Here is a 26,737-nt window from a genome sequence, read left to right on the forward strand (position 1 = left end):
AGCCTTGAAGCGGGTGACTGCGTGCAGGAGAGGGCGATTTCAAGGCGCTCACCGCGCAGCAAGACGATGCAGGGGGCTGGGTGGACAACCTTCCGGCGCTCCCCCGAACGGTACGCCGCGCAACGACGGAGCTCTCCGGCCACCCTCCCCGCAGCGCTTCGCCATCCGCTCCGACCGGAACGGAGTGGAACGTCGCGAGCCCGATCGAGCACGGATCCGACTGTCACGCGGGGGAATCGTCCCCGTTCCGATGCTGCTGGAGGAACGTGAGAAACTGCTCGGCCCGTTCGATGAGATCGTCGTACGTCAGGATGGCGAGGCCGGCGAGGAAGCCGTTCTCGAGGCGCAGGCGCTCGCGCTCGGCGTCGCTCTGATAGCGCCCGATCACGACGAAGCCGCGGGGGCGCTGGAGATGCACCGTGATGCCCCTGCGCCCGTCGTATCCGAGCGGCCCTCGGGGCTCCTTCTCCGCCGCATCGTAGTAGGACATGAGCTGGCCTATCGCTCGGGCGCACTCCAGGCTATGATGGAGCCAGCCGTTGTAGTCCTTGAACACGGGGTCGCTCGGGCGCTTGAGCTCCCAGAGGTCGGGGAAGCCGTCCCAGCGGATCGCGAGGAGATCGATCTCCCCGCCGCGCGTGATCGGGTACGGCGAACGGACGTCCTGGTACTCGGGCCCGAGGATCGCACCCCAGTGCTGGTGGATGAACTTGCGATACACGTCCTCGGATTCGTTTCGATCGACGAGAGCGCGAAACTCGCGGACGGTGCGGCTCATCTTGAAGGCCGGGCTGGCGAGCGCGACGTTCACGGCCTTCGGCAAGGCGCGGCGGAGATCGTCGTCCTTGAAGACGAACGGAGCGCCGTGCGTCCGCCGCATCGCGCGGCGGATGAGCTCGGGCTGGTTGTGGGCAGTCACGATGCACACGGGGCGAAACGGGTCAGCGGCGAGGAGCGCGTCGAGCACGCGGAAGCCGTGCTCGACGTTCTCGTCGGAGAGGCCCGGCGCAGAGGGGATCTGCAGGTCGAGCAGGACCGCGTCGGGGCCGAAGGTGGCCGCCTTGTCCAGCGCCTCGGAGGCATCGAGGGCGTGCTCGGCCGTGAATCCATTGAGCTGGAGCACGCGCAGAAAATCACCGGCCGTGGCCTTGTTGTCCTCGACGAGGAGCACCTTCGGGGCGTTCTTTTGGTTCATGATGCATCCCTCCACGTGACAAACCGTGCGAAGAAGCAGGTCCCCTCGCGCTCGGGGTCGAGCCCCACGTACGCGCCGAGCTGGGCCGCATAGCGCCGCGCGATGGCGAGCCCCAGCCCCGTACCGAGCGGTTGGTCGCCGCCCTTCTTGGTCGTCACGTAGGGCTCGAAGATGCGTTCCCGATCCTCCGCGCGAATACCGGGGCCGTTGTCGACGATGTCCAGGCGGACGGTATCGCCCTCCAGGATCGCGCGGATCCACAAGCGAGGCGCAGGGCTGGATGCGACTGCGTGGAACGCGTTCTCCAACAGGCAGTGGAGTATCTCGCGCAGCCCCGCGCGGTTGGCCCGCACGCGGAGCGCGGCGGAGATCGCGATCTCACAACCAGCATCCGGGCACCTCTGCCGGAGCGGTGCGACGACATCGATCACGATGTCGTGGAGAGCGAGGCCCTCCGGAGCGTCATTCGGGACTTCCTGCCACCGCCCGGTCTGCTCGGCGAGCGCCGACTGGAATGCGATCTCCTCGTCGATTCGGCGGAACTCATACTTGAACTTCGCCACGTCTAACGCGCCGAGATTTTCCCGAATATTTTGCACATTCATCAAGATCGCGCCGACGGAGCGCTTGAGTTGATGAGCGAGCGTCAGCTGGAGGCGGCGCTCCACCTCGGCCTCGATCTCGGCGCGAACCTCGGCGCCTCGCCCCTCCGCGAACCGGGCCGCCGCCTCTGGGGAGAGGATCGACAGGAACAGGAACACGTACTCCCTGGGGAACTGGTGACGACTCAGAGAGCCGACGTTACCGGCGAGGATCTCGCGCGCCACCCTACGCGCGATGAGGTGGTCGCGGATCAGCGCATTCATCCGGACGCGGCCTTGGCTGTCTATCTTGTACCATGCGAGGATCTGCTCTCGCAGTTCACCCCATGTTCGCTGCGACGCGATTGGGCGGTCGGGCCCGACGGAAATCCACCCGAGCGAGAACTGAGTCAGCGCCGCTTCTTCCAGCGGCATAAGTTGCGCCAGCAGAGCCTTCCCGTCCGGAAAAGCGTCATGCAAGAGCTTGACGATATAATCGTGAACCACATACGCTATCCATTGCGCAGGGCTGCTCGACGCCACATCCCGGCAAATGAGAACGGACTCCAGCAATCGTTGCACATTGGCAGGCGCGTCGGTCAGATCTTTGAATTCCGGGTCACGCTCGCGAGCCGCGAGAAATCGAGCGGTCAAGGCCGACGAAGCCAGCCTGTCACTGAACCAGCGCTGGACATCGCTCGACGCCGGCGCACATACCCTCACACACTTACCTGGCAGGTAGTTGCGGACGCGCTTTTCGTAATCGTAGACTTCCGAACGCTCGAGGCAAACCAACGACGGTGGGCTCCCACGCAACAATTCATCGATATCATCATGCACGCGAATAGCGAACCCGTGCTCGTAAGCCAGGTGCGCTGCTCCGGTCGGAGAATACCTTGCGAGCAGCACCGTGTCGTCCGGTTCGCGCAAGGACCGCAGGCCGATCTCATAAATGGCCTGCTCGACGACCGCCGAGCGGCCGGTCAGATCGTCGTATGATAGCAAGATAGTGGAGGACGTCGGCCTGCTGCTCACCCACTCTTTGAGCCAAGCTACGGCGTCAGGATATCCCATCTCAGGATCGTCGATGCGCCGCGACAAGTACCTCCCCGGCTCGCCCTTCGCCTCATACGCCTTCATGTGCTCACGTATGCCGTCCGCGATCCCTGAGACCTCGAGGACCAGTCTACGGTACGAGATCGCAGCGCAGACATCTGCCCTCAGGTCTGCTGTGTACCCAGGCGGCAGGCTGCCGCCTTCCATCACGACCCCGAGCGCACGATCGGCCGCCGTCGCCCGACGCTTCTCATCGAGCTCCGCCAGCGCGGCATCGAAGCCCTCGGGGCAGCGCATCCAGACGCGGAAGTACGTTCTCGGCCGCACTAGCCCCTTCCGCGGCGTCGCGAACCAATCCACGCTCCCCGGCTCGAGGCCGACCGCCTGCGACACCTCATAATCCGCCGCCTCGAACAGACGGGCGACCGCGTTGTCGCCCGCCAGCATGGGCGTGTGCTCGTCGTCGTTCATGGGCTGCACATCCTCCATGGCACGCACGCGCTCGGGCGCGCAACGTCCCCCTGCATGCCGAGGACCGATCGGACGAAGCGCAGGAGTGCTCGTCCCCCTTCGCGAGCGCGCCCGCGCGCCGCCGCCTCAGATCACCCGGTCCACGAGCGGCTCCCCCCGCTCGAACCGCCGCAGGTTCGCCAGGAAATGCTCGACCTGCGCCTCCGGCTCCTCGCGCCGCCCGCCGGCGGTGTGCGGCGTGATGAAGCAGCCCGGTGCGCGCCAGAGCGGGTGCTCGGGCGGCAGCGGCTCGGGATCCGTCACGTCGAGGTACGCGCCCGCGAGGCGGCGCGCCCCGAGCGCCTCGAGCAGCGCCGCCTGGTCGACCGTGGCGCCCCGGCCGACGTTGAAGAACCACGCGTCGGGGCGCATCCGCGCGAGGAGCGCGCGCGAGACGAGCCGCCTCGTGCTCTCGGCGTCAGGCAGGGTCGAGACCACGTGGTCCGCCCACGCGAAGGCGTCGCCGAGCGCCTCCCTCGCGACGACACGGCCAGGCTCGTCGCCGCGGGGATGGGACCGCAGGATGCGCAGATCCACCTCGAACGGGGCGAGCAGCGCGGCGAGGCGGCGGCCGATGGCGCCGAAGCCGAGGAGCAGCACCCGCCGGCCGCGGAGGAGCGCGCTCCGCGAACGCACGGGCGCGTCGGGCCAGCCGCGCGGGCCGAGCTGGTTCTCGAGGCACTCGGGCAGCCGCCGGGAGGCCGCGAGCAGGAACGCGAGCGCGTGCTCCGCGCAAGGGTCGGCGTAGACACCGCTGCTCGTCGTGAGGACGGCGCCGCGGGCCGCGAGCGCGGCGCGCACGGAGGCCACATCGTAACGGGCATAGCCGGCGGTGCTGAGGTGCACCCAGCGCAGGCGCGGGGCCGCGCAGACGTCGTCCGGATGCGGCTGGCCAAAGACCACATCGGCGCCCAGAACGACCGGATCCGGCGCGACGACGGCGAGGTTCGCCGCCGAGCGCGCCGCAGGCAGCGCGAGCGCGTGCGGCGCGACCCCCTCGGCGAGCAGGCGGGCCGCCTCCGCCGGGAAGACGGTGGTGCAGGCGATGACGATCGGATCCATGGACGCCCCGCTCACCCGTGCACCGCGCGACCGAACTCGCGCATCCACGCATCCTCGTCCGCGGTGAGCGGCCCCTTCGCGAGCGCGTCGAGGTTCTCCTCCACCTCGGCGCGGGTCTTCGGCCCCGTCAGCGCGAGATCCACGTGCGGGCTGGAGAGCTGGAATCGATAGCAGTCGCCCGCCGTCATCGCCGGGCCCGCCCAGCCCTTCGGCTCCTTCAAGAGGCGCCGCCACGCCGTCGCCGTGTAGGCGAGGACGCTCGGCCTCGCGTCGCGCACGTGCGGGAAGATGTCCCGCTCCGCCCCCGGATGCGCGGCGTTGTAGCGGATCATCAGCAGGTCGAGCGGCGAGGACGCCGCGAGCCGGCCCGCACGCGGGCGGTCATGGATGCTCACCCCGAGCGCGCCCACCTTGCCGCTCTCGCGCAGGTGCACGAGCTCGCGCTCGGTCGCGCTCGTCCACGCGGAGCCGACGCCGAGCCAGCTGAGCAGGTAGACGTCGAGGTGATCGGTCCCGAGCTCGCGCAGGAGCTTCTCGACCCCCCTGCGCACGCCCCAGCCGAACCAGCCGACCTGCGCATAGCCGACCACCGCCACGCGATCGCGGCGCTGCTTCAGCGCCTCGCGCAGCGGATTGCCGAGCCCGCGCGCGCGCAGCGTCCAGAGGAAGAGGTTGACGCCGCGATCCATCGCCGCGCGCACGCCGCCCTCGTCGATGCCGTAGCTCGCCGCGAGGCCGAGCCGGAAGATACGCTTGCCGCGGAACGCGGTCGGCGCGCGGTGGAGCCAGTCGTCCATGCGCCGGAGCTTACACCACCTGGCGCCGGCGCTCGCGCCGCGTGCGCCACGTGCGCAACGTGCGCAACGTGCGCAACGTGCGCAACGTCAGTCGATGTCGTCGTACGCTCGGTACAGGAGGCCCGGGATGCGCGGCGTGCGGACGTCGAAGCCGAAGCCGCGATCGACCGCCTCGAAGAGCTCGATCTTGTACGCGAGCCCCTCGGGCTCGCCGACGTTGGACGAGCGGTGGCGCTCTCGCCAGAGGCCCTCGGACCGGACGAGCGGGAAGCCGCGCGTCGCCAGGGCGACAGCGAACGTCCCCGGGCCGAGATACGGCACGTCGGAGGGCTCGCCGCGATAGGCCTCCATCCGGGGCGACTCCACCCACCCGAGCCGGTCGCCCTCGGCCGAGGCGCGGATGAGGTGCTCCTTCCGGCCGTCGACGACGACGCTGAACGTGGCCTCCCGCTCGCCGATCTCGATGTCGTGCGCAGGCAGCCCGCGGCGCCACGTGAAGACGAGCGCGTCCGTCCAGCCGGCGACCCACATGCCCAGGCCGAGATAGAACCGCACCGCCGGCTGCCACGCCCAGCAGGTCTGCACGCGCACGCCAGGCACGCCGTGGGCCCACGCGACGACGTCCGCGCGGCGCAGCGCGGCGCCCGCGACGCCGCGCCCGCGGTGGGCGGGGAGCACGTAGAGGCTCGAGACCTCGATCAGCCGCTCCCCGCGGGCGCCCGTCGACAGCGCGATGGTGCCGACCCGACTGCCACCCTGCATGAGCCAGTACGGACGCACGTAGCGGGCGCCCGCGTGAGGCGTCCCGAGCAGCGCGCCGTCGCGCGTCGCCCTCGGCTCCCAGACGGCGCGCAGCTCGGCGCCGCGCGCCACCGGATCGACGCGCGCGAAGAAGCGGTTCTCGACGAGCGACGCGAGCTCGCAATCCATCCACAGGCACGTCTGTCGGTCATCCATCACCAGGGGCGCGATCGTGCCGCCCGCGACGAGCGCCGCGTGGATCGCACCCATGGGTCGATCGGCGTCGTCGTCCCCCGGAGCGCTCATCGCGCGACGCTACCACGCCGAGCGGTCCGCACGGAGCGCCGCTCGGGTCCACACGGCGGCCGGGGGCCGCTCCCGGCGCGCCACACATTCGCCGCCCACGACGGCCCCGACCTGTGCGAGACTCGCCGCGACCGATGGGCCAGGACAGCTCTCCCCGGTGCGCCGGCTGCAGCGCTCCGCTCCCGGAGAACGCCCGCTTCTGCCCCTCGTGCGGCCACCTCGTCACCGATCCCGGCCCCGGCCTCGCCGCGACGGCGTTCCCCCCCACGCAGCTCGGCGCCGGAGGGCTGCCGCCCCCCTCGCTGCCGCTGCCGCCGGTGCGGCTCCTGCCCGGCACGGAGATCAGCGTCTACCGCATCGAGTCGACGCTCGGCGAGGGCGGCATGGGCGTCGTCTACCGGGCCCACGACCGGGCGCGCGAGCGCGTCGTGGCCGTCAAATGCCTGCACTCGAACCTCTCCGGCAACCCCGAGATCCGGCGGCGGTTCGCGCGGGAAGCGCGGGTGCTCCGCTCCTGGAGCCACGACAACGTCGTCGCCGTCTACGACTTCGTCGAGCGCGAGCACCTGCTCGCGATCATCATGGAGTACGTCGAGGGGTCGACCCTGGTGCGGCACCTCGAGCGGTGGCGCGGGCGCATCCCCTTCCAGGAGATCCGCGCGCTGTTCGGCGGGGTCCTCGACGCGATGGATGAGGGGCACCGGATGGGCATCATCCACCGCGACCTCAAGCCCGACAACATCCTCGTCACGACCGGTAGAGACGGCCTGATGCCCAAGATCGTCGACTTCGGCATCGCCAAGATCCTCGAGGGGACGACCTACACCCTGAGCGGCGCGTTCCTCGGGACGTGCTGTTACATGTCGCCCGAGCAGGTGAAGAGCCCCCACGCCGCGGACCCGCGCTCGGACATCTACTCTCTCGGCGTGACGCTCTACAAGCTGTCGACAGGGCAGGTGCCGTTCGACAGCCCCAACCACTTTGCCGTGATGATGGCCCACGTCGCCGATCCGCCGGCGCCGCCCTCGTCGCTCCGCCCCGACCTCCCGCCGGCGCTCGACCGGCTCATCCTCGACGCGCTCGCGAAGGACCCGGCCGGGCGGCCGGCGTCGTGCGCGGAGTTCCGGGCGCGGCTCGACGAGGCGCTCACGGAGTTCTCGCCCTCGCCGGCGCGGCCCTCGTCCGACGGGCGCGAGCTCGCGCCGACGGTCCGCGAGAAGACCGGCGAGCAGATGCTCCTCGTCCCCGGCGGACCGTTCCTGAGCGGGCAGCAGCGCAGGAAGCTCCATGTCGACGCCTTCTACATGGATCGCACGCCGGTCACGAACCGGCAGTTCAAGGCGTTCGTCGACGTGACGGGATATCGCCCCGACGACGCCGACGCGAGCCGGTTCCTCTCCCATTTCAGGCGCGGCGAGATCCCCGCGGGCCTCGAGGACCACCCCGTGGTCTACGTGTCGTGGGACGACGCGCGGGCCTACGCCAACTGGGCCGGCAAGCGCCTGCCGACCGAGGCCGAGTGGGAGAAGGCCGCGCGCGGCTCCGACGGCCGCAGATACCCCTGGGGGCGCGCCGAGCCGGGGCCGGCGCGCGCGAACTACGACAACCGCGAGGGCGGGACGGTGCCAGTCGGCTCGACGCCGGGCAGCGCCTCGCCCTACGGCATCCTCGACCTCGCCGGCAACGTGTGGGAGTGGTGTGAAGACTACGACGATCCGCACTTCTATGCGGACGGCCCCTCCCACAACCCGCGCAACACGCGGCCTCCGGACAGGCCGCTGCTCGTGATGCGCGGCGGCTCGTGGATGTACGGCGCGCAGTCGCTCCGCACCTGGGCGCGTATGAGCTTCGAGGCGCACTACCGCTTCGCCGACGGCGGCTTCCGCTGCGTGCGCACGGCCTCGTCGAGCTGATCGACGCGGGCGCGGCGGCTCACGCGCTCCTGGCCAACCGGCGCCGGCGCGGATAGAACGCCGGGCGCAGATGACGAAGGCGATGGCGAGCGGCGGCGTCCGCGTGCGGCTGACCGGCATCCGGCGCGTCTTTCCGGTGCTGGACGACGCCGGCCGCGCGCGGGGGGGCAGCGCCTCCGGCCTCGTCGTGCTCGACGGCCTCGATCTCGACGTCGCGCCGGGCGCGTTCGTCGCGCTGCTCGGGCCCTCCGGGTGCGGCAAATCCACCTTGCTGCGCCTCGTCGCCGGGCTCGACCGCGCCGACGCCGGCGCGACCGTCGTGGAGGTCGAGGAGGGCGCTAGCGGCGCGGGCGGCGCGCGCGCGCCCATCGCGTACGTCTTCCAGGACGCGCACCTCCTGCCGTGGCGGAGCGTCCTCGAGAACACCGCCCTGCCGCTCGAGCTCGCCGGGGCGCCGGTCGAGGAGCGCCGCGCCGCCGCGCGGGCCGCGCTGCTCCAGGTGGGCCTCGCCGACGCGGGCGCGCGGTACCCGGCCGAGCTCTCCGGCGGCATGCGCATGCGCGTGTCGCTGGCCCGCGCGATGGTGACGCGCCCGCGGCTGCTCCTGCTCGACGAGCCGTTCGCCGCGCTCGACGAGCTCACCCGGAGCCGGCTCGACGATCAGCTCCGCGCCCTGTGGGCCGAGCTCGGGATGACGGTGCTCTTCGTGACCCACTCGATCACCGAGGCCGCCTACCTCGCCGAGCGCGCCGTCGTGCTGTCCCCGCGCCCGGCGCGCATCGTCGCCGACCGCGCGCTCTCGCTGCCGGCGGAGCGAACCGCCGCGCTGCGCACCGAGCCGGCGTTCGCGCGCGAGGTGCGCGCGCTGCAGGAGGCCCTCGAGCGCGGCGGGGCGTGACGCGCGGGCCAGGAAGCGAAAGGGCGGCTCGACGCGCCCGGGCGTTCCTCGCGTAAACCCTCGCCGCCGCGCCCACCGTGGCCGTCCCGCACGGCGCGCGCGGCGCGCTCCCCCGCGCCACGGACGTCGGCCGCGGGCGACGCCCATCGTGGGCAGAGCTCCCACTCGCCGCACGAAGTCGCGCGCGAACGCGCTTCCATGCCGACTGCGCGCCCGTACAATCGCCTCATGCCCACGTGCCCCCGGCGGATGCTTCCCCTCGCGCTTCCTTGGTTATGGCTCGCTGCAACGGCCTGCAGCAATCCTGAGATCGTGACGAGCCCGGGCGAGGGCGGCGGGGGTGGCGGCAGCACGAGCGGAGGCACAGGCGGCGGGTTCGTCGGGACAACGGTCGGCAGCGGCGGGGCGGGCGGCGTCGAGAGCGGCTGTGGGGACGTGGACTGCCGGCCGGATCAGCGCTGTGAGATGGAGGACGGACAGGGCACCTGCGTCGACAACACCTGCGCCGACCTCACCTGCGACCCGACCGAGCAATGCCAGATGACCCCGGAAGGGGGCGCCATCTGCGTGGATATCAGCTGCGAGGACGACCTCGGCTGCCCCTTCAACCAGTTCTGCAACGGCACCATCTGCGTCGCCGACGCCTGCACCGCCGGCGAGCGGACGTGCGACGGCGAGCGCCTCCTCTCGTGCGTCTCCAACGGCAGCACCACGAGCGAGCTCTTCACGTGCGGCGGCGAGGCCTACTACGAGAGCACCTGCACCGACGACGGCATGGGGAACGCGAGCTGCCCCTGCGAGGACGACTGGGACTGCCCCACCTACGCCGCCTGCGAGGTCGGCTCCTGCTCCGGCACCGGCGCCGCGCCCACGTGCCTCTTGCCCCCGGAGCCGTTCGAGAGCGTCCTGCCGCAGGTCGAGTTCACGTGGGGCGGGAAGAGCCGCGCCAACACGGACGCCGTCGGCAGCCCGTTCCCGGTCTCGGCGCAGAACGTCATGACCCCGCTCGTCGCCAACCTCGACGACGACAACGGCGACGGGCTCATCAACGAGCTCGACTTCCCCGAGATCATCTTCACGACGTTCTGCGGCTCGACGTACAGAGACAGCGGGGTCCTCCGCGCGATCCACGGCGGCGGGCCCGACAAGGGGCGCGACTACTTCGCGGTGCTCGGGGCGCAGGTATGGCACGAAGGCGACCCCATCAACCCGTCCTACCTCTGCGCCGACGCGACGCTGATGCCGACCGCCTCGCTGGCCGTCGGCGATCTCGACGGCGACGGCATCCCGGAGATCGTCGCGATCACCGAGTCGCGAGGGCTCCAGATCTTCACCAACACGGGCGAGACCCGGCTCGTCGCGAACGACCTCTGGCTAGCCGCCGACTACTACAACGAGCCGGCGCCGGCGATCGCCAACATCGACGGAGAGGGGCTCCCGGAGATCGTTGTCGGGGCGCACGTGTTCACGCTCCGCGTCGACGCCACGACCCGCGCGCTCTCGATCGTCGACAAGTTCAGGGGCAGGGAGGCGCAGGGTATCCAGGGGGATCCGGCGAACGCGGCCAACCGGCTCGGCCCCATCGCGTGCGTGGCGAACCTCAAGGACGACCACCGGCTGGAGATCGTCGCGGGCAGCACCGCCTACGCCCTGCCCCGCCCGCCGGAGGGCGTGAAGAGCAGGGCCGAGTGCGCGCCCCCCTACACGGACCCGGAGGCGACCGCGTTCTGCAACGGGGAGCTCGTCGTGGTCTGGGACGGGCAGGCCGTCAACGGCGTGGACGAGCTCGGCGCGAAGAAGATCCCGGACCTCCGCCGCGACGGGTTCTGCGCCGTGGCCGACGTCCTCGGGGCCGACCAGAGCGCCGCGCCCGGACCGAGCAACCCGCTCGACCAGCTTCCGGAGGTGATCCTGTTCAACAACGGGTATTTCTTCGTGCTGAACGGGCAGGACGGCAAGATCGCGCGCAGCATGGCGATGGGCGCGAGCGCCAATTTCGACGGCGGGGCGCCGAACGTGGACGACTTCGACGGCGACGGCTTCCCCGAGGTCGGCACGGCGTTCGGCGGGCGCTACGTGATGCTCGACCTCCAGGAACCGACGGCGGAGTGCCCGGAGTGGCCGAACGCGCTCAACGACAACGGCTCGGGGACAGCCAACCCCGCGCGGACGCCGAACGGGAAGGCGTGCACGACCGACGAGGAATGCGGCGGCACCGGCGCGGCGACCTGCAACACGCAGCGGGGCACCTGCGTCTGCTACCACAACGGCTGGCGGCGCGTCATCGAGGACAACTCCAGCCGCGCCACCGGGTCGAGCGTGTTCGACTTCAACGGCGACGGCGCCGCCGAGGTCATCTACAACGACGAGTGCTATTTCCGCATCTACGACGGCGTGACCGCGGACGTCCTGTTCAAGGAGCACTCCCCGAGCCGCACGCGGACCGAGTACCCGGTCGTGGCCGACGTCGACAACGATGGCAACGCCGAGATCGTGTTCGCCACCTCGAACGAGTCCGACAACTGCCGCGAGGGCGTCGATTACAACAACGGCCTCGAGGTCTGGGGCAGCCCCACCGACACCTGGGTCTCGGCCCGCCGCATCTGGAACCAGCACAGCTACCACGTGACGAACGTGCTCGAGAGCGGCGGCATCCCCGTGCGCGAGCCCGAGAGCTGGAAGACGTACGGCGGCCGCGTCTACAACACCTACCGCTCGAACCCGCGGTCGTACGGGATCGCGCCGGACCTCGCGCTGGACGCCATCCAGATCTCGTCGCCCGACGCGGCCTGCGGCGAGCTCACCAACAACGTCGAGATCACCGTGCGCGTCAAGAACGAGGGCGATCTGCGCGTGGGCCCCGGCGTCGTCCTCAGCTTCTACGGCGAGTGGGACGCCGCGGACGGCTGGGAGGCGCTCCTCGACGCGACCCTCGTCCCGCTGGAGGCGGTCCTCCAGACAAGCATCGAGCCGCACAGCTCGCTGCTCCTCACGGTGAGCTACGACGCCGCGAACAGCCCGCTGGCGATGCTGCCCGGCCGCGTGCGCGCGGTCGTCGACGAGAAAGCCCTCGAGCGCGAGTGCAACGAGAGCAACAACGAGCAGATCGTGGTCGTGGACGAGGGCGACGCGCTGCCGGACCTCCAGATCGAGCTCGGCCGGGTGACGGACGTGAAGTGCAGCACGCAGGAGGTCGACGTCCCGACGACGGTCACAAACGTCGGCTCCGCGCCCGCGAGCGACGTGCGGATCCGGTACTACGCCGGCGATCCCGGTCAGGGCGGGACGGTGCTCCACGAGGAGGTCCTCGCGGGGCCGATCGCGCCGGGGGCGCGCGTGAGCCTCACCGCCACCATCGACGAGTTCCCGTGGAACCTCTCGATCCTGATCTACGGCGTCGTCGACCCGGACGGCGCGATCGACGAGTGCAACGACGGGAACAACAAGGACGCCGCCTCGGACAAGGTGGCGTGTGAGCGCGTCGACTGACGCGGCGCCGTCCGGCCGCCGGGGCCTCCCGCCGGCGGCCGGGCGCGCGCCGCGCCCGTGGGGCTCCCGCGGCGGCGCACGGCGCCCCTGGACGACCGCGGCGGCACACGAACCCCCCGCTCTCCCGGGGCGCAGTGCTATGCCTCTGCCCCCGCGGCGCCGCGCACCGCGCCGCTCCTGACGGCGCGCGCCGCGCCGCCCAAGCCCCCAAAGCGCCATGCTCGGAACGTCCAACCTCGCGAAATCCTTCGGTGATCGGACCCTCTTCGAGGGCGTCTCGCTCAAGCTGAACCCGGGGTCCCGCTACGGCCTCGTGGGCGCCAACGGCTCGGGGAAGACCACCTTCCTCAAGATCGTGGCCGGCGACGAGCCCGCGACCGAGGGGAACGTCAGCCTGCCGAAGGACGCCCGCGTGGGCGTGCTCCGGCAGGACCGGTTCCTCGACGACGACCAGATCATCCTGGATCTCGCGATGATGGGCGATCGCGTCGTCTGGGACGCGCTCGTCGAGTCGCGCCGCCTCGCGGAGGAAGGCGGCGACGCCGGCCGGGTCGCCGACCTCGAGGACCGCATCCGCGCCCACGACGGCTACACCCTGGAGGCGCGCGCGAGCGCCGTCCTCGAGGGGCTCGGCATCCCCGTGGAGGCCCACCGCAGGTCGCTCTCCACGCTGTCGGGCGGCTTCAAGCTGCGCGTGCTCCTCGCCCAGGTCCTCCTCGGCGGCTCGGACGTGCTCCTGCTCGACGAGCCCACGAACCACCTCGACATCCTGTCGATCCGGTGGCTCGAGAAGTTCCTCGCCGGCTACAAGGGGTGCGCCGTCGTCATCTCGCACGACCAGCGCTTCCTCGACAACGTCGCCACGCACATCCTCGACGTCGACTACGAGACCATCACGCTCTACACGGGCAACTACGCCGCCTTCGTGGTCGAGAAGCAGGCGATCCGCGAGCGCAAGCAGGCCGAGATCGCGCGCGCCGAGAAGATCATCGCCGACAAGCGCGCGTTCGTGGAGCGGTTCGGCGCCAAGGCGACCAAGGCGCGCCAGGCGCAGAGCCGGCTCAAGCAGATCGAGAAGATCGAGGTCGAGGAGCTCGCCGACACGTCGCGGCGCACCCCGGCGTTCCGGTTCGCGGTCCAGAGGCCGAGCGGGCGCGACGTGCTCGAGGCGCGGGGCATCTCGAAGGCGTACGGCGACAAGCAGGTGCTGCGCGACGTGTCGCTGTCGGTGCGACGGGGCGAGCGGGTCGCGGTGATCGGGCCGAACGGGCTCGGCAAATCCACGCTGCTCAAGATCCTCGTGGACCGCCTCGCGCCCGACGCCGGCGGCGCGTCGTGGGGGCACGAGGTGCGCGTCGGCTACTTCGCCCAGGACCACCGCGAGCTGCTCGTCGACGGATCGATGACGCCGCTCTCCTTCCTGTGGGAGGCGTGCCCCGACGAGTCGCCGAGCTACGTCCGCGGCCAGCTCGGCAAGGCGCTGTTCTCGGGCGACGACGTGGAGAAGAGCGTCGGCTCGCTCTCCGGCGGCGAGGCGGCGCGGCTCATCTTCTGCCGGATCCTCGTCGAGCGGCCCAACGTGCTCGTGCTCGACGAGCCGACAAACCACCTCGATCTCGAGGCGATCCACGGGCTCGTCGAGGGGCTCAAGGCCTTCGAGGGGACGGTGCTCTTCGTCTCGCACGATCGCTTCTTCGTGTCCGAGCTGGCGACGCGCATCCTCGAGGTCACGAAGGCTGGGCCGCGCGATTTCCCCGGCACCTACGAGGAGTACCTGGCCGGCTGCGGCGACGATCACCTCGACGCCGACACGGTGGTGCTCAAGGCGAAGCGCGAGCACCAGAAGGCGGCCGCCGCGCCCGAGGCGGGCGGCTCCTGGGAGGAGCAGAAGCGGCGGCGCAACCGGCAGAAGGAGCTACCGGGGCGGCGCGACAAGGTGCTCGCGGCGATCGAGGCGGCGGAGGCGCGGAAGAAGGCGATCCACGACCTCTACTGCAGCGACGGGTTCTTCGAGCGCACGGGGCAGGCGGAGATCGCGGCGCTGAACGCCGAGGAGGAGGCGCTCGGGCCGCGCATCGACGCGCTCATGGCCGAGTGGGAGCAGCTGGAGCAGGAGATCGCGGAGCTCGGGGCGCCCTAGTCTCGCCGACGAGCCATCAGGCTGGGATCTGCGCGATGTCCTCGCGGTCCCAGTGGCGGTGCTGCGCGATCGCCCGGAGGAGCTCGTGGGTGAACGGCGCGAGCCCGGCGGGATCGCGCAGGGTGACCACGCCCTTGTCGGAGAGGAGCGGGCCCGCGGCCGGCGTGTCGGCCAGCGCCACGCCGCGGATGAGCGACGACGAGAGGAGCGCGACGCCGTCGCCCGTCGCCCCGATCGCCTTGCAGTGCTTGAACGCCTCGTTGACGAAGTGGACCGCCTCGCCGATCGCCGCGAGCGCCTCCACGCTGGCGCGCCCGCCGGGGACGTAGACCGCGTCGAACATGACGGATTTCGTCGTGAGCAGCGTCCTGTCCGCCTCCACGGTGCTGCCGTCGTCCGCGAGGATCGGTCCGAGGCGCGTCGACACGACCTGCGCATGCGCCCCGGCCGCCTCGAGCGCCGCCCGCACCGCCGCGAGCTCGGCGCCGCTGAACCCGTCGGCCGCGAGCACGGCGACGAGCCGGCTCTTCACCGTGTCCTTCACCGTGTTCTCCATGCTGAGCGCCGGCGATGCGTCCACGGAGCGCTTGCCCGTGGCCTTGCCCTTCGACGGCGCCTGGGGCCGGCCCGCGGGCGGCGCGACGCCGACGCCCTCGGCGACGAGCCTGCCGAGCTGGGTGTCGACCTCGCCGAGCCGCGCGACCATGCGCTCGCGGACGTCCCGGGTCGCGACCTTGCCGAGCTCGAAGCGCGCCGCGCGGACCAGGTGCTTCTTCTCGGGCACAGAGAGGCTGTTCCAGAAGAGCCTCGGCTGGGTGATGTGGTCCTTGAACGTCTCGCTCCGCTCGCGCAGCTTGAGCCCGACGACCCGCTCGGGGTAGTGCACGAAGGCGCCCGTCTGCCACGACGCCGTCACGGGGCAGCCGCCGGCGAGCGAGTTCGGGACGTAGTGCGCGCGCCCCTGCTTGATCCGCTGCTGCATGAAGCCGTCCCGGTTCTGGTTGTGCACCGGGGCGAGGGGGCGGTTGATGGGGATCTGCGGGAAGTTCGGGCCGCCGAGCCGAAGGAGCTGGGTGTCGAGGTACGAGAAGTTCCGGACGTGGAGCAGGGGATCGTCGGAGAAGTCGATCCCGGGCACGACGTTGGCCGTGTGGAACGCGACCTGCTCGGTCTCGGCGAAGAAGTTGTCCGGGTTGCGGTTCAGCGTCAGCTTGCCGATGCGGCGCACCGGCACGAGCTCCTCCGGCACGATCTTCGTCGCGTCGAGCAGATCGAAGTCGAAGGCGAACTCGTCCTCTTCCTCGATGATCTGCACCCCGAGCTCGTACTCGGGATAATCCCCCCGCTCGATGGCGTCCCAGAGATCGCGGCGGTGGTAGTCCGGATCCCTGCCGGCGAGCTCCTGCGCTTCGTCCCAGACGAGGGAGTGCACGCCGAGGAGCGGCTTCCAGTGCAGCTTGACGAAGCGCGATTTGCCCTGCGCGTTGACGAAGCGGAAGCTGTGGACGCCGAAGCCCTCCATCATGCGGAAGCTCCGCGGGATGGCGCGATCCGAGAGCACCCACAGGGCCATGTGGGTCGACTCCGGCATCAGCGAGATGAAGTCCCAGAAGGTGTCGTGAGCGGACGAGGCCTGTGGGATTTCCCGGTCCGGCTCCGGCTTGATCGCGTGGATGACGTCCGGGAACTTGATGCCGTCCTGAATGAAGAAGACCGGGATGTTGTTGCCGACGAGGTCGAAGTTCCCCTCCTCGGTGTAGAACTTCGTCGCGAAGCCGCGCACGTCGCGGACCGTGTCCGCCGACCCGCGCGAGCCGACCACGGTGGAGAACCGGACGAAGACCGGCGTCTTGGCGCTCGGGTCCTGAAGGAACCCCGCCCGCGTGTACTCGGCCATCGGCTCATAGACCTGGAAGTAGCCGTGCGCCCCCGAGCCCCGCGCGTGGACGACGCGCTCCGGGATCCGCTCATGGTCAAAATGCGTAATCTTTTCCCGTAGATGAAAATCCTCAAGGAGTGTTGGCCCTCTGGCCCCTGCCTTGAGTGAGTCATCGGTGCTGTCGATCCGGATGCCCTGGTCAGTCGAGAGGACTGTGCCTGTCAGGTCCTCGCGGTGGGGTTCCAGGCTCGCGACCTTGCTGTTCGGGTCGATGCTCGGGCTTTGGTTCTTCTTCCCTTGGTCGGCCATGCGTCCTCCTCGTCCTCCTGCCGGTCCAGGCCCGCAGCAGGTGCCGATTGGATGCGACCGACAGCCCCCCGTCGCACCAGACGCAACTCTTCCTCTCCGCCCCCTCTACGCGCCGGACAGACCCCCCCTCTCCCGGACGAGCGCCAACTCACGACCCCCCGACCGCCAGCTCACGACCCCCCGACCGCCAGCTCACGACCCCCCGAGCGGCGGCTCACCCGCACAGGAGACGGGCCCAGATCGGCGTTTTCGGCGCGGAGGCGTACTCCAGTACGCCGAGCACCGAAAACGTCGAGATGGGCCCGTATCCGAAGCGGGTGAGCCGCCGCTCGCTCAGTGGGAGCGGGATTTGCGGCTGGCCATGTCGATGCCGACGGCGAGGATGAGGATCACGCCCTTGATGATCGGCTGCCAGAAGCTCTCGGTGTTCATCAGGCTCATGCCGTTGTCGAGCGACGCCATGACGAGCGCGCCGAGCAGCGCGCCCCAGATGGTGCCCTGCCCGCCGAGGAGCGACGTGCCCCCGATCACCGCGGCCGCGATGGCGTCGAGCTCCATCATCCGGCCGGCGTCCGAGGTCGCCGAGCCGACCCGGGCGGTGAGCACGATGCCCGCGATCGCCGCCATCACGCCCATCAGCGTGAACACCGCGATGAGGTGACGATCGATGTTGATGCCGGAGTAGAAGGCCGCCTCGCGGTTGCCGCCGATCGCGTAGAGGTGCCGCCCGAACGTTGTGTGCTTCGCCAGCACCGTGAACGCGCCCGCGAGCAGGATGACGACCAGCACGGGGAACGGGACACCCTGGTAGGAGTTCATCAGCGCGGCGAACGCGAGGGTGAACGCGGTGAGCCCGATCCACGGAAGGCGCGCCGAGCCGGTCGCGCGCGCCGCCTTGTACAGCAGCACGACGGAGAGGAGGCCCGCGCCCGCCCAGCCGAGCGCGTGCGGCACGTACGCCTGGCCGACGAACAGGTAGGGACGCGCCGGCGACACGGAGACGCCCCCGGTGGTGCCGAGCATGGCGCCCTGGAAGATGAGCATCCCGCCGAGCGTGACGATGAAGGGGGGAATGCGCAGACGCGCCACGAGGGTCCCCTGCACGAAGCCAAGGAACGCCCCGAGGGCGAGCGGCAGGAGGAAGGCAGCCGGCAGCGGCCAGTCGAGGTTCACGTAGATGATCGCCGACGTGGCGCCGAGCAGGCCGGCCAGCGCGCCCACCGAGAGGTCGATCTGCCCCGCGACGATGACCATCACCATGCCGATGGCCAGGATCGAGGTCACCGACATCTGCCGCGCGAGCAGCGTCAGGTTGCGCGACGTCACGAACGTCCCGTCGGTCGTGATCGAGAAGGCGACCCAGATCGCGATGAGCGAGCCCACCATCGAGAGGGCGCGCCAGGGGATACGCACGCGAAGCTTCGCCTCGCTCATTCCGTCACCTTCCTCGTTGCTGCAGCCATCACGCGCTCGGCGGTGGCGTCCTTCCGGTCGAGGCAGGCGGTCGCCCTGCCCTGGGTGAGGACCAGCACGCGGTGGCTCATGCCGAGCAGCTCCGGCAGATCGGAGGAGACGAGCACCACGGCGAGCCCGTCCGAAGCGAGCTTGTGAATGAGCTGGTAGATCTCCGCCTTCGCCCCGACGTCGATGCCCCGGGTCGGCTCGTCGAGCAGGAGCACGCGCGGCCCCGTCATCAGCCACTTGCCGATGACGATCTTCTGCTGGTTGCCGCCCGAGAGCTGGTTCGCGAGCGCGAGCGGCCCCGGCGCCTTGGTCCTGAGCGCCCTCATCTGCTCGACCGCCGTGGACTCCCGCGCGGCGTGATCGAGGAAGAGCCCCTTCACGAACCGGCGCAGGGTCGCGAGCGTGATGTTGTCGAGGAGGGTCGCCTCGAGCACGAGGCCGTAGCGCTTGCGATCCTCGCTGACGAGCGCGATGCCCGCCTCGATGGCCTGGGCGGGCGCCGTGAACGGCGGCGACGCGGGCCCTCCGCGGACCGAGATCGCGCCGGTGACGCGGCTCTGGGCCGCGCCGAAGATCGTCGAGACGAGCGCGGTGCGCCCGGCGCCCATGAGGCCGCCGACGCCCAGCACCTCGCCGGCGCGCACCTCGAAGCTCACGTCGCGCAGCACGAACCGCCCGGGGTTCCCCGCTTCCTCGACCGACCAGCGCTCGACCGAGAGCGCGACGGGGCCCTCCGGCGGCGGCGGGCAGGGATAGAGGTTCGTCACCTCGCGCCCGACCATGAACGAGATGACCTTGTCCGGCGAGAGCTCGGTCCGCGGCTGCGTCGTGATCGATTTGCCGTCCCGGAGGACCGTGATGCGGTCGGCGATCTCGAAGACCTCCTCGAGACGGTGGCTGATGTAGATGCAGGAGACGCCGCGGGAGCGCAGGTCGCGCAGCAGACCGAGCAGCGTCCTCACGCCGGAGTCGGTGAGCGCCGCCGTGGGCTCGTCGAGGACGAGGATCTTCGCGTCCTTGAGCAGCGCCTTCGCGATCTCGACCATCTGCTGCTGGCCGATGCCAAGGTCATTGATCGGGCGCTCGGGGTCGACGTCGAGCCCCACGCGCGCGAGCGCCTGCCGCGCCACGGCCCGCACCGCGTCCCAGTCGATGAGCCCTCCCCGGACGGGCTCGCGCCCGAGCACGAGGTTCTCGGCCACGGTGAGGTCGGGGACGAGCGCGAGCTCCTGCGCGATGAGCGCGATCCGGTGCTCCTCGGCGCCGCGCATGCTGCGGAACTCCACGACGCGGCCGTTCAAGCGGATCTCGCCGCCGTACGTGCCGGCCGGGTAGTAGCCGCACAGGGTCTTGATGAGGGTGCTCTTGCCCGCGCCGTTCTCGCCGCAGAGGGCGTGAATCTCGCCCTCCTGGAGGTCGAACGATACGCCGTCGAGGGCTTTCACGCCCGGGAACTGCTTCGTTATCGATGCGAGCTCGAGGAGAGGCATTGTCCTGGGAACAGGTGCGGAAGCGCGGCCACGTTTGCCCGGGACACGCCCGCGATGCAAGCACTTATTTCGGGCGGCGCATCGGCGACGCACGGACGAGCTGCGCGGGCCGTCGTCGCCATCGCCGTCGCCCGGGCCAGCTGGAAGCGCAGGACGCGCAGAGCGAATGACGGCCCGCGGCGCGACGGCCCCTGGGGGGAGGCCGGCGCGAGGGCGCTCAGTTGTAGAAGCCGAGGTCGTCGATGTAGAGGTCGAACGAGGCCGCGTCGGTGATCTGGAACTGGATGGAGTAAAGCTTCGTCGCGTCGATCTGCGCGGTGCCCGCCGGATCGCCCCAGCCGCCCTGCTTCATGTCCGCGAAAGGAATGGTGAACTGCTGCCACTCCTCGGTGACGGCGAGGTCCTTTTTCCACGGGTCGCACTGGTCGGAGCAGGCACCGCCGACCGGGTCCGTGCCCGGGTCCGAGATCAGGACGACCGCGCCCGTGCCGGAGCCCGGACCGACCTTGGCCCAGAGGGTGATTCCGGTGTACGCCGAGGCGTCATATTCGGTCTTGGCCCCATCCGCGCTGCTCAGATCGAAGCCGAACCCGATGCCCCAGCCCTCGAAGCCCGTGCCCCAGGAGCGCGCCGCGTGCGCGCTCTGCCCGCGCGCCGGATCGAGCTCCGCCATGGTGAAAGGCGTCTCCCCCGTCCCCTCCGGATCGGGCGGAGGATTCTGCGTGGCCCCCTCCGTCCCGTCATTGAAGGTGTACCAGTAGCCGACCCGACCCCCCGCGGGCAGGAGGGCGTTGTCGCCGTCCTCCATGTCATCGATCATCTCGATCGTCTGGGGACCGCCGCCCGAGCCCGTCGTCGCCGAGGTGCTCGCGGCCGTCGAGGTCGAGGTGGTGGGGTCCGTGGTCCCCGTCGTCGTGGTCGACGGATCCACGGTGCCCGAGGTGGCGCTGCCCGCGCCGCCCGCGCCGCCCGCGCCCCCGGAGCCGCCGCCGTCGTCGTCGCCGCACGCCGCGAACGCCGCCACGGCCAGCCCGGCGATCGCCAAGTTAAATCCGCGCAGAAAAACTCTAGTCTTCATACGTTCGAGTCTCCGTAATCCGCCAAGTGCTCATCAGGAGTCGCCTTAAGCCGGACATCATGTGAGTTAAGGAGCGTCCTGGCGCGCCGAGTATCGCCCGAAATTTCAGGCACCGCAACCTCCTTCTCTCCACGCTGCAATCCGTCTTTCTCGCGTACGCCGCGAAAGGGAGCGATCGCGCGGAGCTCCTTGCTGGGGCCGCTCGCAACGGCGGTGGAGCGTTCGGAGCATCGTTGAGACGTGAGCGGCTGGATCATCGCGAGTGGCCGGCGGCTTGCAACGCGCCTTCGCGGGCTCTCTGGACGAGGCTCGAGGGGGGGAAGATGGCAAAAAAGAAGGCTGTCCTGCGAGCGCGCGCCGCGGCGCAACGGGCGGAGCAGAGCGCGGTCCGGGAGCGGAGCGCGGGCGAGGGCGCGCCCCCGCCGGAGCAGGAGAGGGCCTCGCCGGGAGCGCAGGTGTTCGCCGCAGGGCCGAGCGAGCCGTGCGCGCCGCTGCCGCGAAGGAGGGGAATCGCGCGGCGGCTCTGGAGCCGCGTGGAGACGGCGGCATACCGCGCCTTCGAGCGGATCTCCGGGCTGTCCGAGGAGCGGCCGGCGCTCGGGGTCGAGATGGCGGCGCCGGTGCTGCGGGCGCTCGGGGTGCGCGCGCCGCGGATCGCGAGCAGCGTGACGGTGGGCCGGGCGCGCGCGGCGGTGCTTTGCGCGCTGTACGACGCGGAGGGCGTGCGGCGCTATCTGCAGCGGGTCGCGCGCGTGGAGATGGGCGTGGCCGAGGGGACCTCGACGATCTGGACCTCCGGCATGGGAGGCCGGGAGCGCGGGAGGACAGGGCTCGTGTCGCTCGCCGAGGCGCCGGGCGCGCGGGGCACCGAGATCCGGGTGGTCCTGCCCGGCGCGCGGCCGAGGGGGCGGCTCGCCCGCGCGGTCGGCGCGCTGCTCGCGGAGGTCCCGAGGCGGCGGCTGCGGGGCGATCTGCGGCGGTTGAGGCAATGGATCGAGATCGGAGAGATCCCGACGACGGTGGGGCAGCCGTCCGGCCGGACAGGCCGTGGAAGGATGTGATCATGCGAGCGATCTGCTGGAACGGGGTGAATGACGTCGTCGTCGAGTCGGTGCCGGAGCCGAGGCTCCTCGGCCCGCACGACGCCATCGTCCGCGTCTCGCTGTCGTCGGTCTGCGGCTCGGATCTGCACCTGCTCCACGGGTACGTCCCGACGATGAAGGAGGGAGACATCCTCGGGCACGAGTTCCTCGGCGAGGTCGTGGAGACCGGCGCGGAGGTGAAGCGGGTGCGGCGGGGCGATCGGGTGGTCGTGGCGTCCATCATCGGGTGCGGGCGGTGCGCGTATTGCCAGAGCGAGCTGTGGTCGCTCTGCGAGAACTCGAACCCTCACCACGTGGTGGCGGACCGGGTGTTCGGGGACACGACGGCCGCGATCTTCGGCTACTCGCACGCCTTCGGCGGGGTCGCGGGGAGCCACGCCGAGTACGTGCGCGTGCCGTTCGCGGATCACGGCGCGTTCAAGGTGCCCGACGGGGTGCGGGACGAGAGCGCCCTGTTCGCCTCCGACGCGCTCTCGACGGGCTACATGGCGGCCGAGCTCTGCGACATCCGCCCGGGCCAGGTCGTGGCCGTGTGGGGGTGCGGCGGCGTCGGTCAGATGGCGATCAAGAGCGCCTATCTCCTCGGCGCCGAGCGCGTGATCGCGATCGACAGGGTCCCGGACCGCCTGGCGATGGCGAAGGCGCACGGGGGCGCCGAGGTCCTGAGCTACGCCGAGGTCGACGTGCAGGAGGCGCTCCGCGAGATGACGGGCGGGCGCGGCCCCGACGCCTGCATCGACGCGGTCGGCATGGAGGCCGACGGCGCGGGCCTGCAGTACGCGTACGACCGGGTGAAGCAGACGTTCCGGCTGCAGAACGACCGCCCGCTCGTGGTGCGCGAGGCGATGCTGGCCTGCCGCAAGGGCGGCACGGTGTCGATCGTGGGCGTCTATTCCGGGTTCGCCGACAAGATCCCGCTCGGCGCGCTCATGAACAAGGCGCTGATCGTCAGGACCGGTCAGCAGCACGGACAGCGGTACATCCCGAGGCTGCTCGAGCTCATGCAGCGCGGCGACATCGATCCGTCGTACCTCGTGACGCACCGGATGTGCCTTGACGACGGGCCGCGCGGATACCGGCTGTTCGACGAGCGCGCGGAAGGGTGCATGCGCGCGGTGTTCGCTCCCTGACGCCGGGCCACGGAGGGAGCGGTCTTCACGGAACCATGGTTGAGCCCGGGAGGAGTGGAGGACGGAGAGAGAGTGAACCGCCAAGGCGCCAGGGACGCCAAGAGAGAGCGATCTCTCGAGAGCTCCTGGCGTCCTGGCGGTGTCGCGCTGGAAAGAGCGGGGAGCTAGCGACCCTGCCCTGACGACGTGCCCTGCTGCTTCTCCAGCGTCGCCAGGATCGTCCGCGCATGCTCCAGGTGGCTCGCCACCTCATCACGAATGCGCTGGAGCTCCTCCTTCAGGGCCGGCGCTTCCGCCTTCGGGATGAGCTGCTCGTCCAGCATCCGCAGGGCGTAGCGGTGCGTCATCACCTGGGTGGCCATGAACACCCGGTCGAATTTCTTGGCCGGCTGTTTGCGAAGGTAATTCGCGAAGACCGGCGAGTGCCCGGTGAGCATCGCGCTCACCCGCGTCGGCTGCACCTGGATCCTGTGACGCCGGAGAAGCGCGCTCAGACGGCGCTCCGCATGGGTGTGGGATTCGAGCATCTCCCTGGCGAAATCCTTGACCTCGCGCGACCGCGCCTGCTCGCGGGCGATCGTCGCCAGGGTGATCTCGACCTGGTTGCTGGCCGAGATGATCCCGGCGATGGCGCCGTCCGACACCTGGACCTGCGCGCGCTGCGAAATCGCCTGCTGCTGCTGCGGCCTCCGCTGCTGGGAGATCTGCGCACCTTGCTGGGCGTAACCTCCCCGCCCGGTCGCGTGCGCGGAGCTGGCGATGACGCTCGCGGCGAGCGCGGCGATCACCGCGACGCGATGCTTGAAATGATGACGCATGATGGTGGATTCCCTTCCTTGATTTCCACGGAGCGCTTCACGGATCCATCCGTGGACGCCCGCGGTTCACGACGTCTCAAACATCAAGCAAGCCGCGGACCCGCTCTCGACGGAATCGGCGCGACCGCGCTGCTCACCTCGATCCACGCAGGGAGGGCGATCGCCGCGCACCCGGCGAGCGCTCGTCGCCGCGTCTCAAGCCTTCACGGCGAAGAGGGAGTCTTCGCCGTCATCCATGCGAGAGAGATCGCCTCCGCGAAAGGCGTCCTCTCCGGCGGAGGCCGGCTCCCTCGGCCCTCGCGCTCCTCCGGGAAATCCCGGGCGCGGGGGGCTTGCGGGGGGCGGGCCCCGGTGGTCAAGTGTGGCGTGGCGCGGAGCGGTCCCGGGCCGCCCGCGCGCCGGCGACGAGCTCGCACGGAGGCCCCCGCGCACCCGCACATGCCTGACCGCGGCTTCATCCTCACGCCCACCTACCGGGTCGTCGCCGGTTGCCCGGAAATCCATCTGTACGCGATGATGGAGGACGGCACCCCGGCGCTCGTCATCGAGGACCGGTTCAGGCCTTACTTCTTCGTGCGCGAGAGCGACGCGGACATCGCGCGGCGGCTCGCGGGCAACCGCGTCTCCCCGGAGGCGCTCGAGACGCTCGACGGCGAGCCGGTCCTGCGCATCGACGCCGCGCTCCCGCGGGACGTCGCGGCGCTGCGCGACAAGCTGGCCGAGGCCGGCGCCGACGCCCTCGAGGCGGACGTGCGCTTCGCCTACCGCTTCCTCATCGATCGCGGCATCCGCGGGGCGTTCGCGGTGTCGGGGCCGTTCGAGCTCCGCCCAGGCGTCGGGCGCGTGTACCGCGACCCCGAGCTCGTCCCCGCGACCTTCGTGCCGGCGCTGCGCGTGCTGTCGCTCGACATCGAGACGAGCCTCGACGGCGAGCACCTCTTTTCAATAGGCCTCGCGGGGGCGGGCGGCGAGCGCTGCCTCCTCGTCCGCGACGAGCCCGTGCCCGGCGGCCTGCCCGCCTACGTCGAGCGCTTCCCCGACGAGCGATCGCTCCTCGAGCGGTTCCTCGCGTACGTCGCGAAGGCGGATCCCGACGTCCTCACCGGCTGGAACATCCCCGACTTCGATCTGCCCGCCCTCCAGCGCTACTGCCGCCGCGCCGGGCTCTCGTGCGCGCTCGGGCGGGGCGCTGACGAGATCGCGATCCTGCGCGATCCGGGCTTCTCGCGCGAGGCGCGCGCCATCCTCCCGGGGCGCGTGGTGCTCGACGGCCTCGCGCTCCTCCGCAGCGCCTTCATGCGCCTCGACGATTACCGCCTCGAGACCGCCGCGCAGACGATCCTCGGGCGCGGCAAGCTGTTCGGGTCCGAGGACCGAGGCGCCCAGATCGAGGCGTCGTACCGCGACGACCCGGCCCGGCTCGCGGCCTACAACCTCGAGGACGCCCGCCTCGTCCGGGATCTGCTGGAGAAGACCGGGCTGATCGAGCTGTCGGTGCGGAGGAGCCTGCTCACGGGCATGCAGGTCGACCGCGTGGGCGCGCAGATCGCCGCGATCGACTCGCTGTACCTGCCCGCGCTCCGCGCCCGCGGCAAGGTGGCGCCGTCGGTGTCGAGGGAGGCGCCGGACGAGGAGGTCGAGATCGCCGGCGGCCTCGTGCTCGAGCCGATCCCGGGGCTGTACCGCAACATCGTTGTGTACGATTACAAGAGCCTCTATCCGAGCCTCATTCGCACCTTCAACATCGATCCGCTGACGTTCGTCGCCGGGGACGGCGCGCCGCCCGAGGCGCTCATCGTGACGCCGGGCGGCGCGGCGTTCCGGCGCGGCGATCCGGGCATCCTCCCCGAGCTCGTCGCGCGGCTCTGGGACGAGCGGGCCGACGCGCGGCGGGCGGGCGACGAGCGGGGCGCGATGGCGATCAAGATCCTCATGAACTCGCTCTTCGGCGTGCTCGGCTCCCCGGCCTCGCGCCTGTTCTCTCCGCCCGTCGCGAACGCCATCACGAGCGCCGGCCAGCACGTCATCCGGCTGACGGCCGAGGCGGTGCGGAAGGCCGGACACCGGGTCCTCTATGGCGACACCGACTCGCTCTTCGTCGATATCGGCGAGCCAGACGCCGCGCGCGCCCTCGCCCGCGCCGAGGAGCTCCGCGACGCCGTCTCGGGGTCGGTCGCCGCCGAGATCGGGAGGACCTTCGGGTGCGAGAGCCGGCTGGAGCTCGAGTTCGAGAAGGTCTATGCGCGCTTCCTCCTGCCCGAGCTGCGCGGCGCCGCGCAGGGCAGCAAGAAGCGGTATGCGGGCCTCGTCGCCGGGGAGGGCGGCGGCAAGCTCGAGATCGTCGGGCTCGAGGCGGTCCGGCGGGACGCGAGCGCCGTGGCGCGGCGCTTCCAGCGGGAGCTGCTCGATCTCGTGTTCCACGATCGCCCGGTCGAGGGCTTCGTGCGGGCCTTCGTGACGGAGCTGCGCGCGGGGCGGTTCGACGCGGAGCTCGTGTACAAGAAGGCGCTGCGGAAGCCGCTCGGCGCCTACACGAAGACGACGCCGCCGCACGTCAAGGCGGCGCGCAAGCTGAGCGGGGACGTGGGGCGGATCGTGACCTACGTGATCACGCGCGCGGGCCCCGAGCCGGCGGGCCAGACGACCGCGCCGCCGGACTACGACCATTACGTGTCGCAGCAGCTCAAGCCGATCGCGGACTCGGTGCTGCGGTGGCTGGGCGGGCCCGATTTCGACGCGATGACCGGCGCGCGGCGGCAGCTGTCGCTCTTCTGACCC

17 protein-coding genes are annotated in these 26,737 nt (G+C 70.8%); 7 read left to right on the plus strand and 10 right to left on the minus strand.

Going from position 1 to position 26,737, the window contains the following annotated elements:
• Nucleotides 1–223: 223 nt before the first annotated feature.
• The 5 genes from WMF17_RS28290 to WMF17_RS28310 all read right to left on the minus strand — a co-directional run bounded on the left by WMF17_RS28290 (nt 224) and on the right by WMF17_RS28310 (nt 6,248).
• The gene (locus WMF17_RS28290; RefSeq protein ID WP_437644194.1) at nt 224–1,195 is read right to left on the minus strand and encodes a Shedu anti-phage system protein SduA domain-containing protein; all 972 of its coding nucleotides are present in this window, start codon (nt 1,193–1,195) and stop codon (nt 224–226) included.
• The gene (locus WMF17_RS28295; protein ID WP_437644195.1) at nt 1,192–3,303 is read right to left on the minus strand and encodes a sensor histidine kinase; all 2,112 of its coding nucleotides are present in this window, start codon (nt 3,301–3,303) and stop codon (nt 1,192–1,194) included. The genes WMF17_RS28290 and WMF17_RS28295 overlap by 4 nt, the downstream gene beginning before the upstream one ends.
• Before the next feature lie 126 nt (nt 3,304–3,429).
• A complete protein-coding gene (locus tag WMF17_RS28300; protein ID WP_437644196.1) occupies nt 3,430–4,404 on the minus strand; it encodes an NAD(P)-dependent oxidoreductase in 975 nt (324 codons plus the stop codon).
• Nucleotides 4,405–4,415: 11 nt separating this feature from the next.
• On the minus strand, nt 4,416–5,201 hold the full coding sequence (locus tag WMF17_RS28305) for an aldo/keto reductase (protein WP_437596281.1): 786 nt from the start codon (nt 5,199–5,201) through the stop codon (nt 4,416–4,418).
• 87 nt (nt 5,202–5,288) lie between these two features.
• On the minus strand, nt 5,289–6,248 hold the full coding sequence (locus tag WMF17_RS28310; RefSeq protein ID WP_437644197.1) for a GNAT family N-acetyltransferase: 960 nt from the start codon (nt 6,246–6,248) through the stop codon (nt 5,289–5,291).
• 134 nt (nt 6,249–6,382) lie between these two features.
• Here WMF17_RS28310 and WMF17_RS28315 point away from each other — a divergent pair, with 134 nt between their 5' ends.
• The 4 genes from WMF17_RS28315 (at nt 6,383) to WMF17_RS28330 (ending at nt 14,688) form a co-directional block, all read left to right on the plus strand.
• Nucleotides 6,383–8,161 carry an SUMF1/EgtB/PvdO family nonheme iron enzyme gene (locus WMF17_RS28315; protein ID WP_437644198.1) on the plus strand — a complete coding sequence of 593 codons (1,779 nt, stop codon included), beginning with the start codon at nt 6,383–6,385 and terminating at the stop codon, nt 8,159–8,161.
• 70 nt (nt 8,162–8,231) lie between these two features.
• Nucleotides 8,232–9,059, plus strand: a complete 828-nt coding sequence (locus WMF17_RS28320; RefSeq protein WP_437644199.1) for an ABC transporter ATP-binding protein — start codon at nt 8,232–8,234, stop codon at nt 9,057–9,059.
• Between the two features lie 312 nt (nt 9,060–9,371).
• Nucleotides 9,372–12,548 carry an FG-GAP-like repeat-containing protein gene (locus tag WMF17_RS28325; RefSeq protein ID WP_437644200.1) on the plus strand — a complete coding sequence of 1,059 codons (3,177 nt, stop codon included), beginning with the start codon at nt 9,372–9,374 and terminating at the stop codon, nt 12,546–12,548.
• A gap of 217 nt (nt 12,549–12,765) precedes the next feature.
• Nucleotides 12,766–14,688, plus strand: coding sequence for an ABC-F family ATP-binding cassette domain-containing protein (locus tag WMF17_RS28330; RefSeq protein WP_437596286.1), 1,923 nt, complete (start codon nt 12,766–12,768; stop codon nt 14,686–14,688).
• A gap of 16 nt (nt 14,689–14,704) precedes the next feature.
• On the opposite strand, the gene WMF17_RS28335 is transcribed toward WMF17_RS28330, so the two are convergent.
• The 4 genes from WMF17_RS28335 to WMF17_RS28350 all read right to left on the minus strand — a co-directional run bounded on the left by WMF17_RS28335 (nt 14,705) and on the right by WMF17_RS28350 (nt 20,875).
• Nucleotides 14,705–16,876, minus strand: coding sequence for a catalase (locus WMF17_RS28335; RefSeq protein WP_437644201.1), 2,172 nt, complete (start codon nt 16,874–16,876; stop codon nt 14,705–14,707).
• Between the two features lie 333 nt (nt 16,877–17,209).
• Nucleotides 17,210–18,310: a sugar ABC transporter permease gene (locus tag WMF17_RS28340; protein WP_437596288.1), complete on the minus strand. Its 1,101-nt coding sequence runs from the start codon at nt 18,308–18,310 to the stop codon at nt 17,210–17,212.
• On the minus strand, nt 18,307–19,830 hold the full coding sequence (locus WMF17_RS28345) for a sugar ABC transporter ATP-binding protein (RefSeq protein WP_437596289.1): 1,524 nt from the start codon (nt 19,828–19,830) through the stop codon (nt 18,307–18,309). The genes WMF17_RS28340 and WMF17_RS28345 overlap by 4 nt, the downstream gene beginning before the upstream one ends.
• 217 nt (nt 19,831–20,047) lie before the next feature.
• Nucleotides 20,048–20,875: a hypothetical protein gene (locus WMF17_RS28350; protein WP_437644202.1), complete on the minus strand. Its 828-nt coding sequence runs from the start codon at nt 20,873–20,875 to the stop codon at nt 20,048–20,050.
• Between the two features lie 356 nt (nt 20,876–21,231).
• Here WMF17_RS28350 and WMF17_RS28355 point away from each other — a divergent pair, with 356 nt between their 5' ends.
• Nucleotides 21,232–21,969: a hypothetical protein gene (locus WMF17_RS28355; protein WP_437644203.1), complete on the plus strand. Its 738-nt coding sequence runs from the start codon at nt 21,232–21,234 to the stop codon at nt 21,967–21,969.
• 2 nt (nt 21,970–21,971) lie between these two features.
• Nucleotides 21,972–23,141, plus strand: a complete 1,170-nt coding sequence (locus WMF17_RS28360) for a zinc-dependent alcohol dehydrogenase (RefSeq protein WP_437644204.1) — start codon at nt 21,972–21,974, stop codon at nt 23,139–23,141.
• A gap of 164 nt (nt 23,142–23,305) precedes the next feature.
• Here the strand turns inward: WMF17_RS28360 and WMF17_RS28365 are convergent, their stop codons facing one another.
• Nucleotides 23,306–23,959 (minus strand): DUF4142 domain-containing protein, encoded by a 654-nt coding sequence (locus WMF17_RS28365; RefSeq protein ID WP_437596293.1) that lies wholly within the window; start codon nt 23,957–23,959, stop codon nt 23,306–23,308.
• Nucleotides 23,960–24,397: 438 nt separating this feature from the next.
• Between WMF17_RS28365 and WMF17_RS28370 the strand changes: the two genes are divergently transcribed.
• Nucleotides 24,398–26,734 carry a DNA polymerase II gene (locus tag WMF17_RS28370; RefSeq protein ID WP_437596294.1) on the plus strand — a complete coding sequence of 779 codons (2,337 nt, stop codon included), beginning with the start codon at nt 24,398–24,400 and terminating at the stop codon, nt 26,732–26,734.
• Nucleotides 26,735–26,737: the final 3 nt, after the last annotated feature.

The sequence above is a fragment of the Sorangium sp. So ce362 genome (assembly GCF_051519845.1).
Lineage (GTDB): Bacteria > Myxococcota_A > Polyangia > Polyangiales > Polyangiaceae > Sorangium.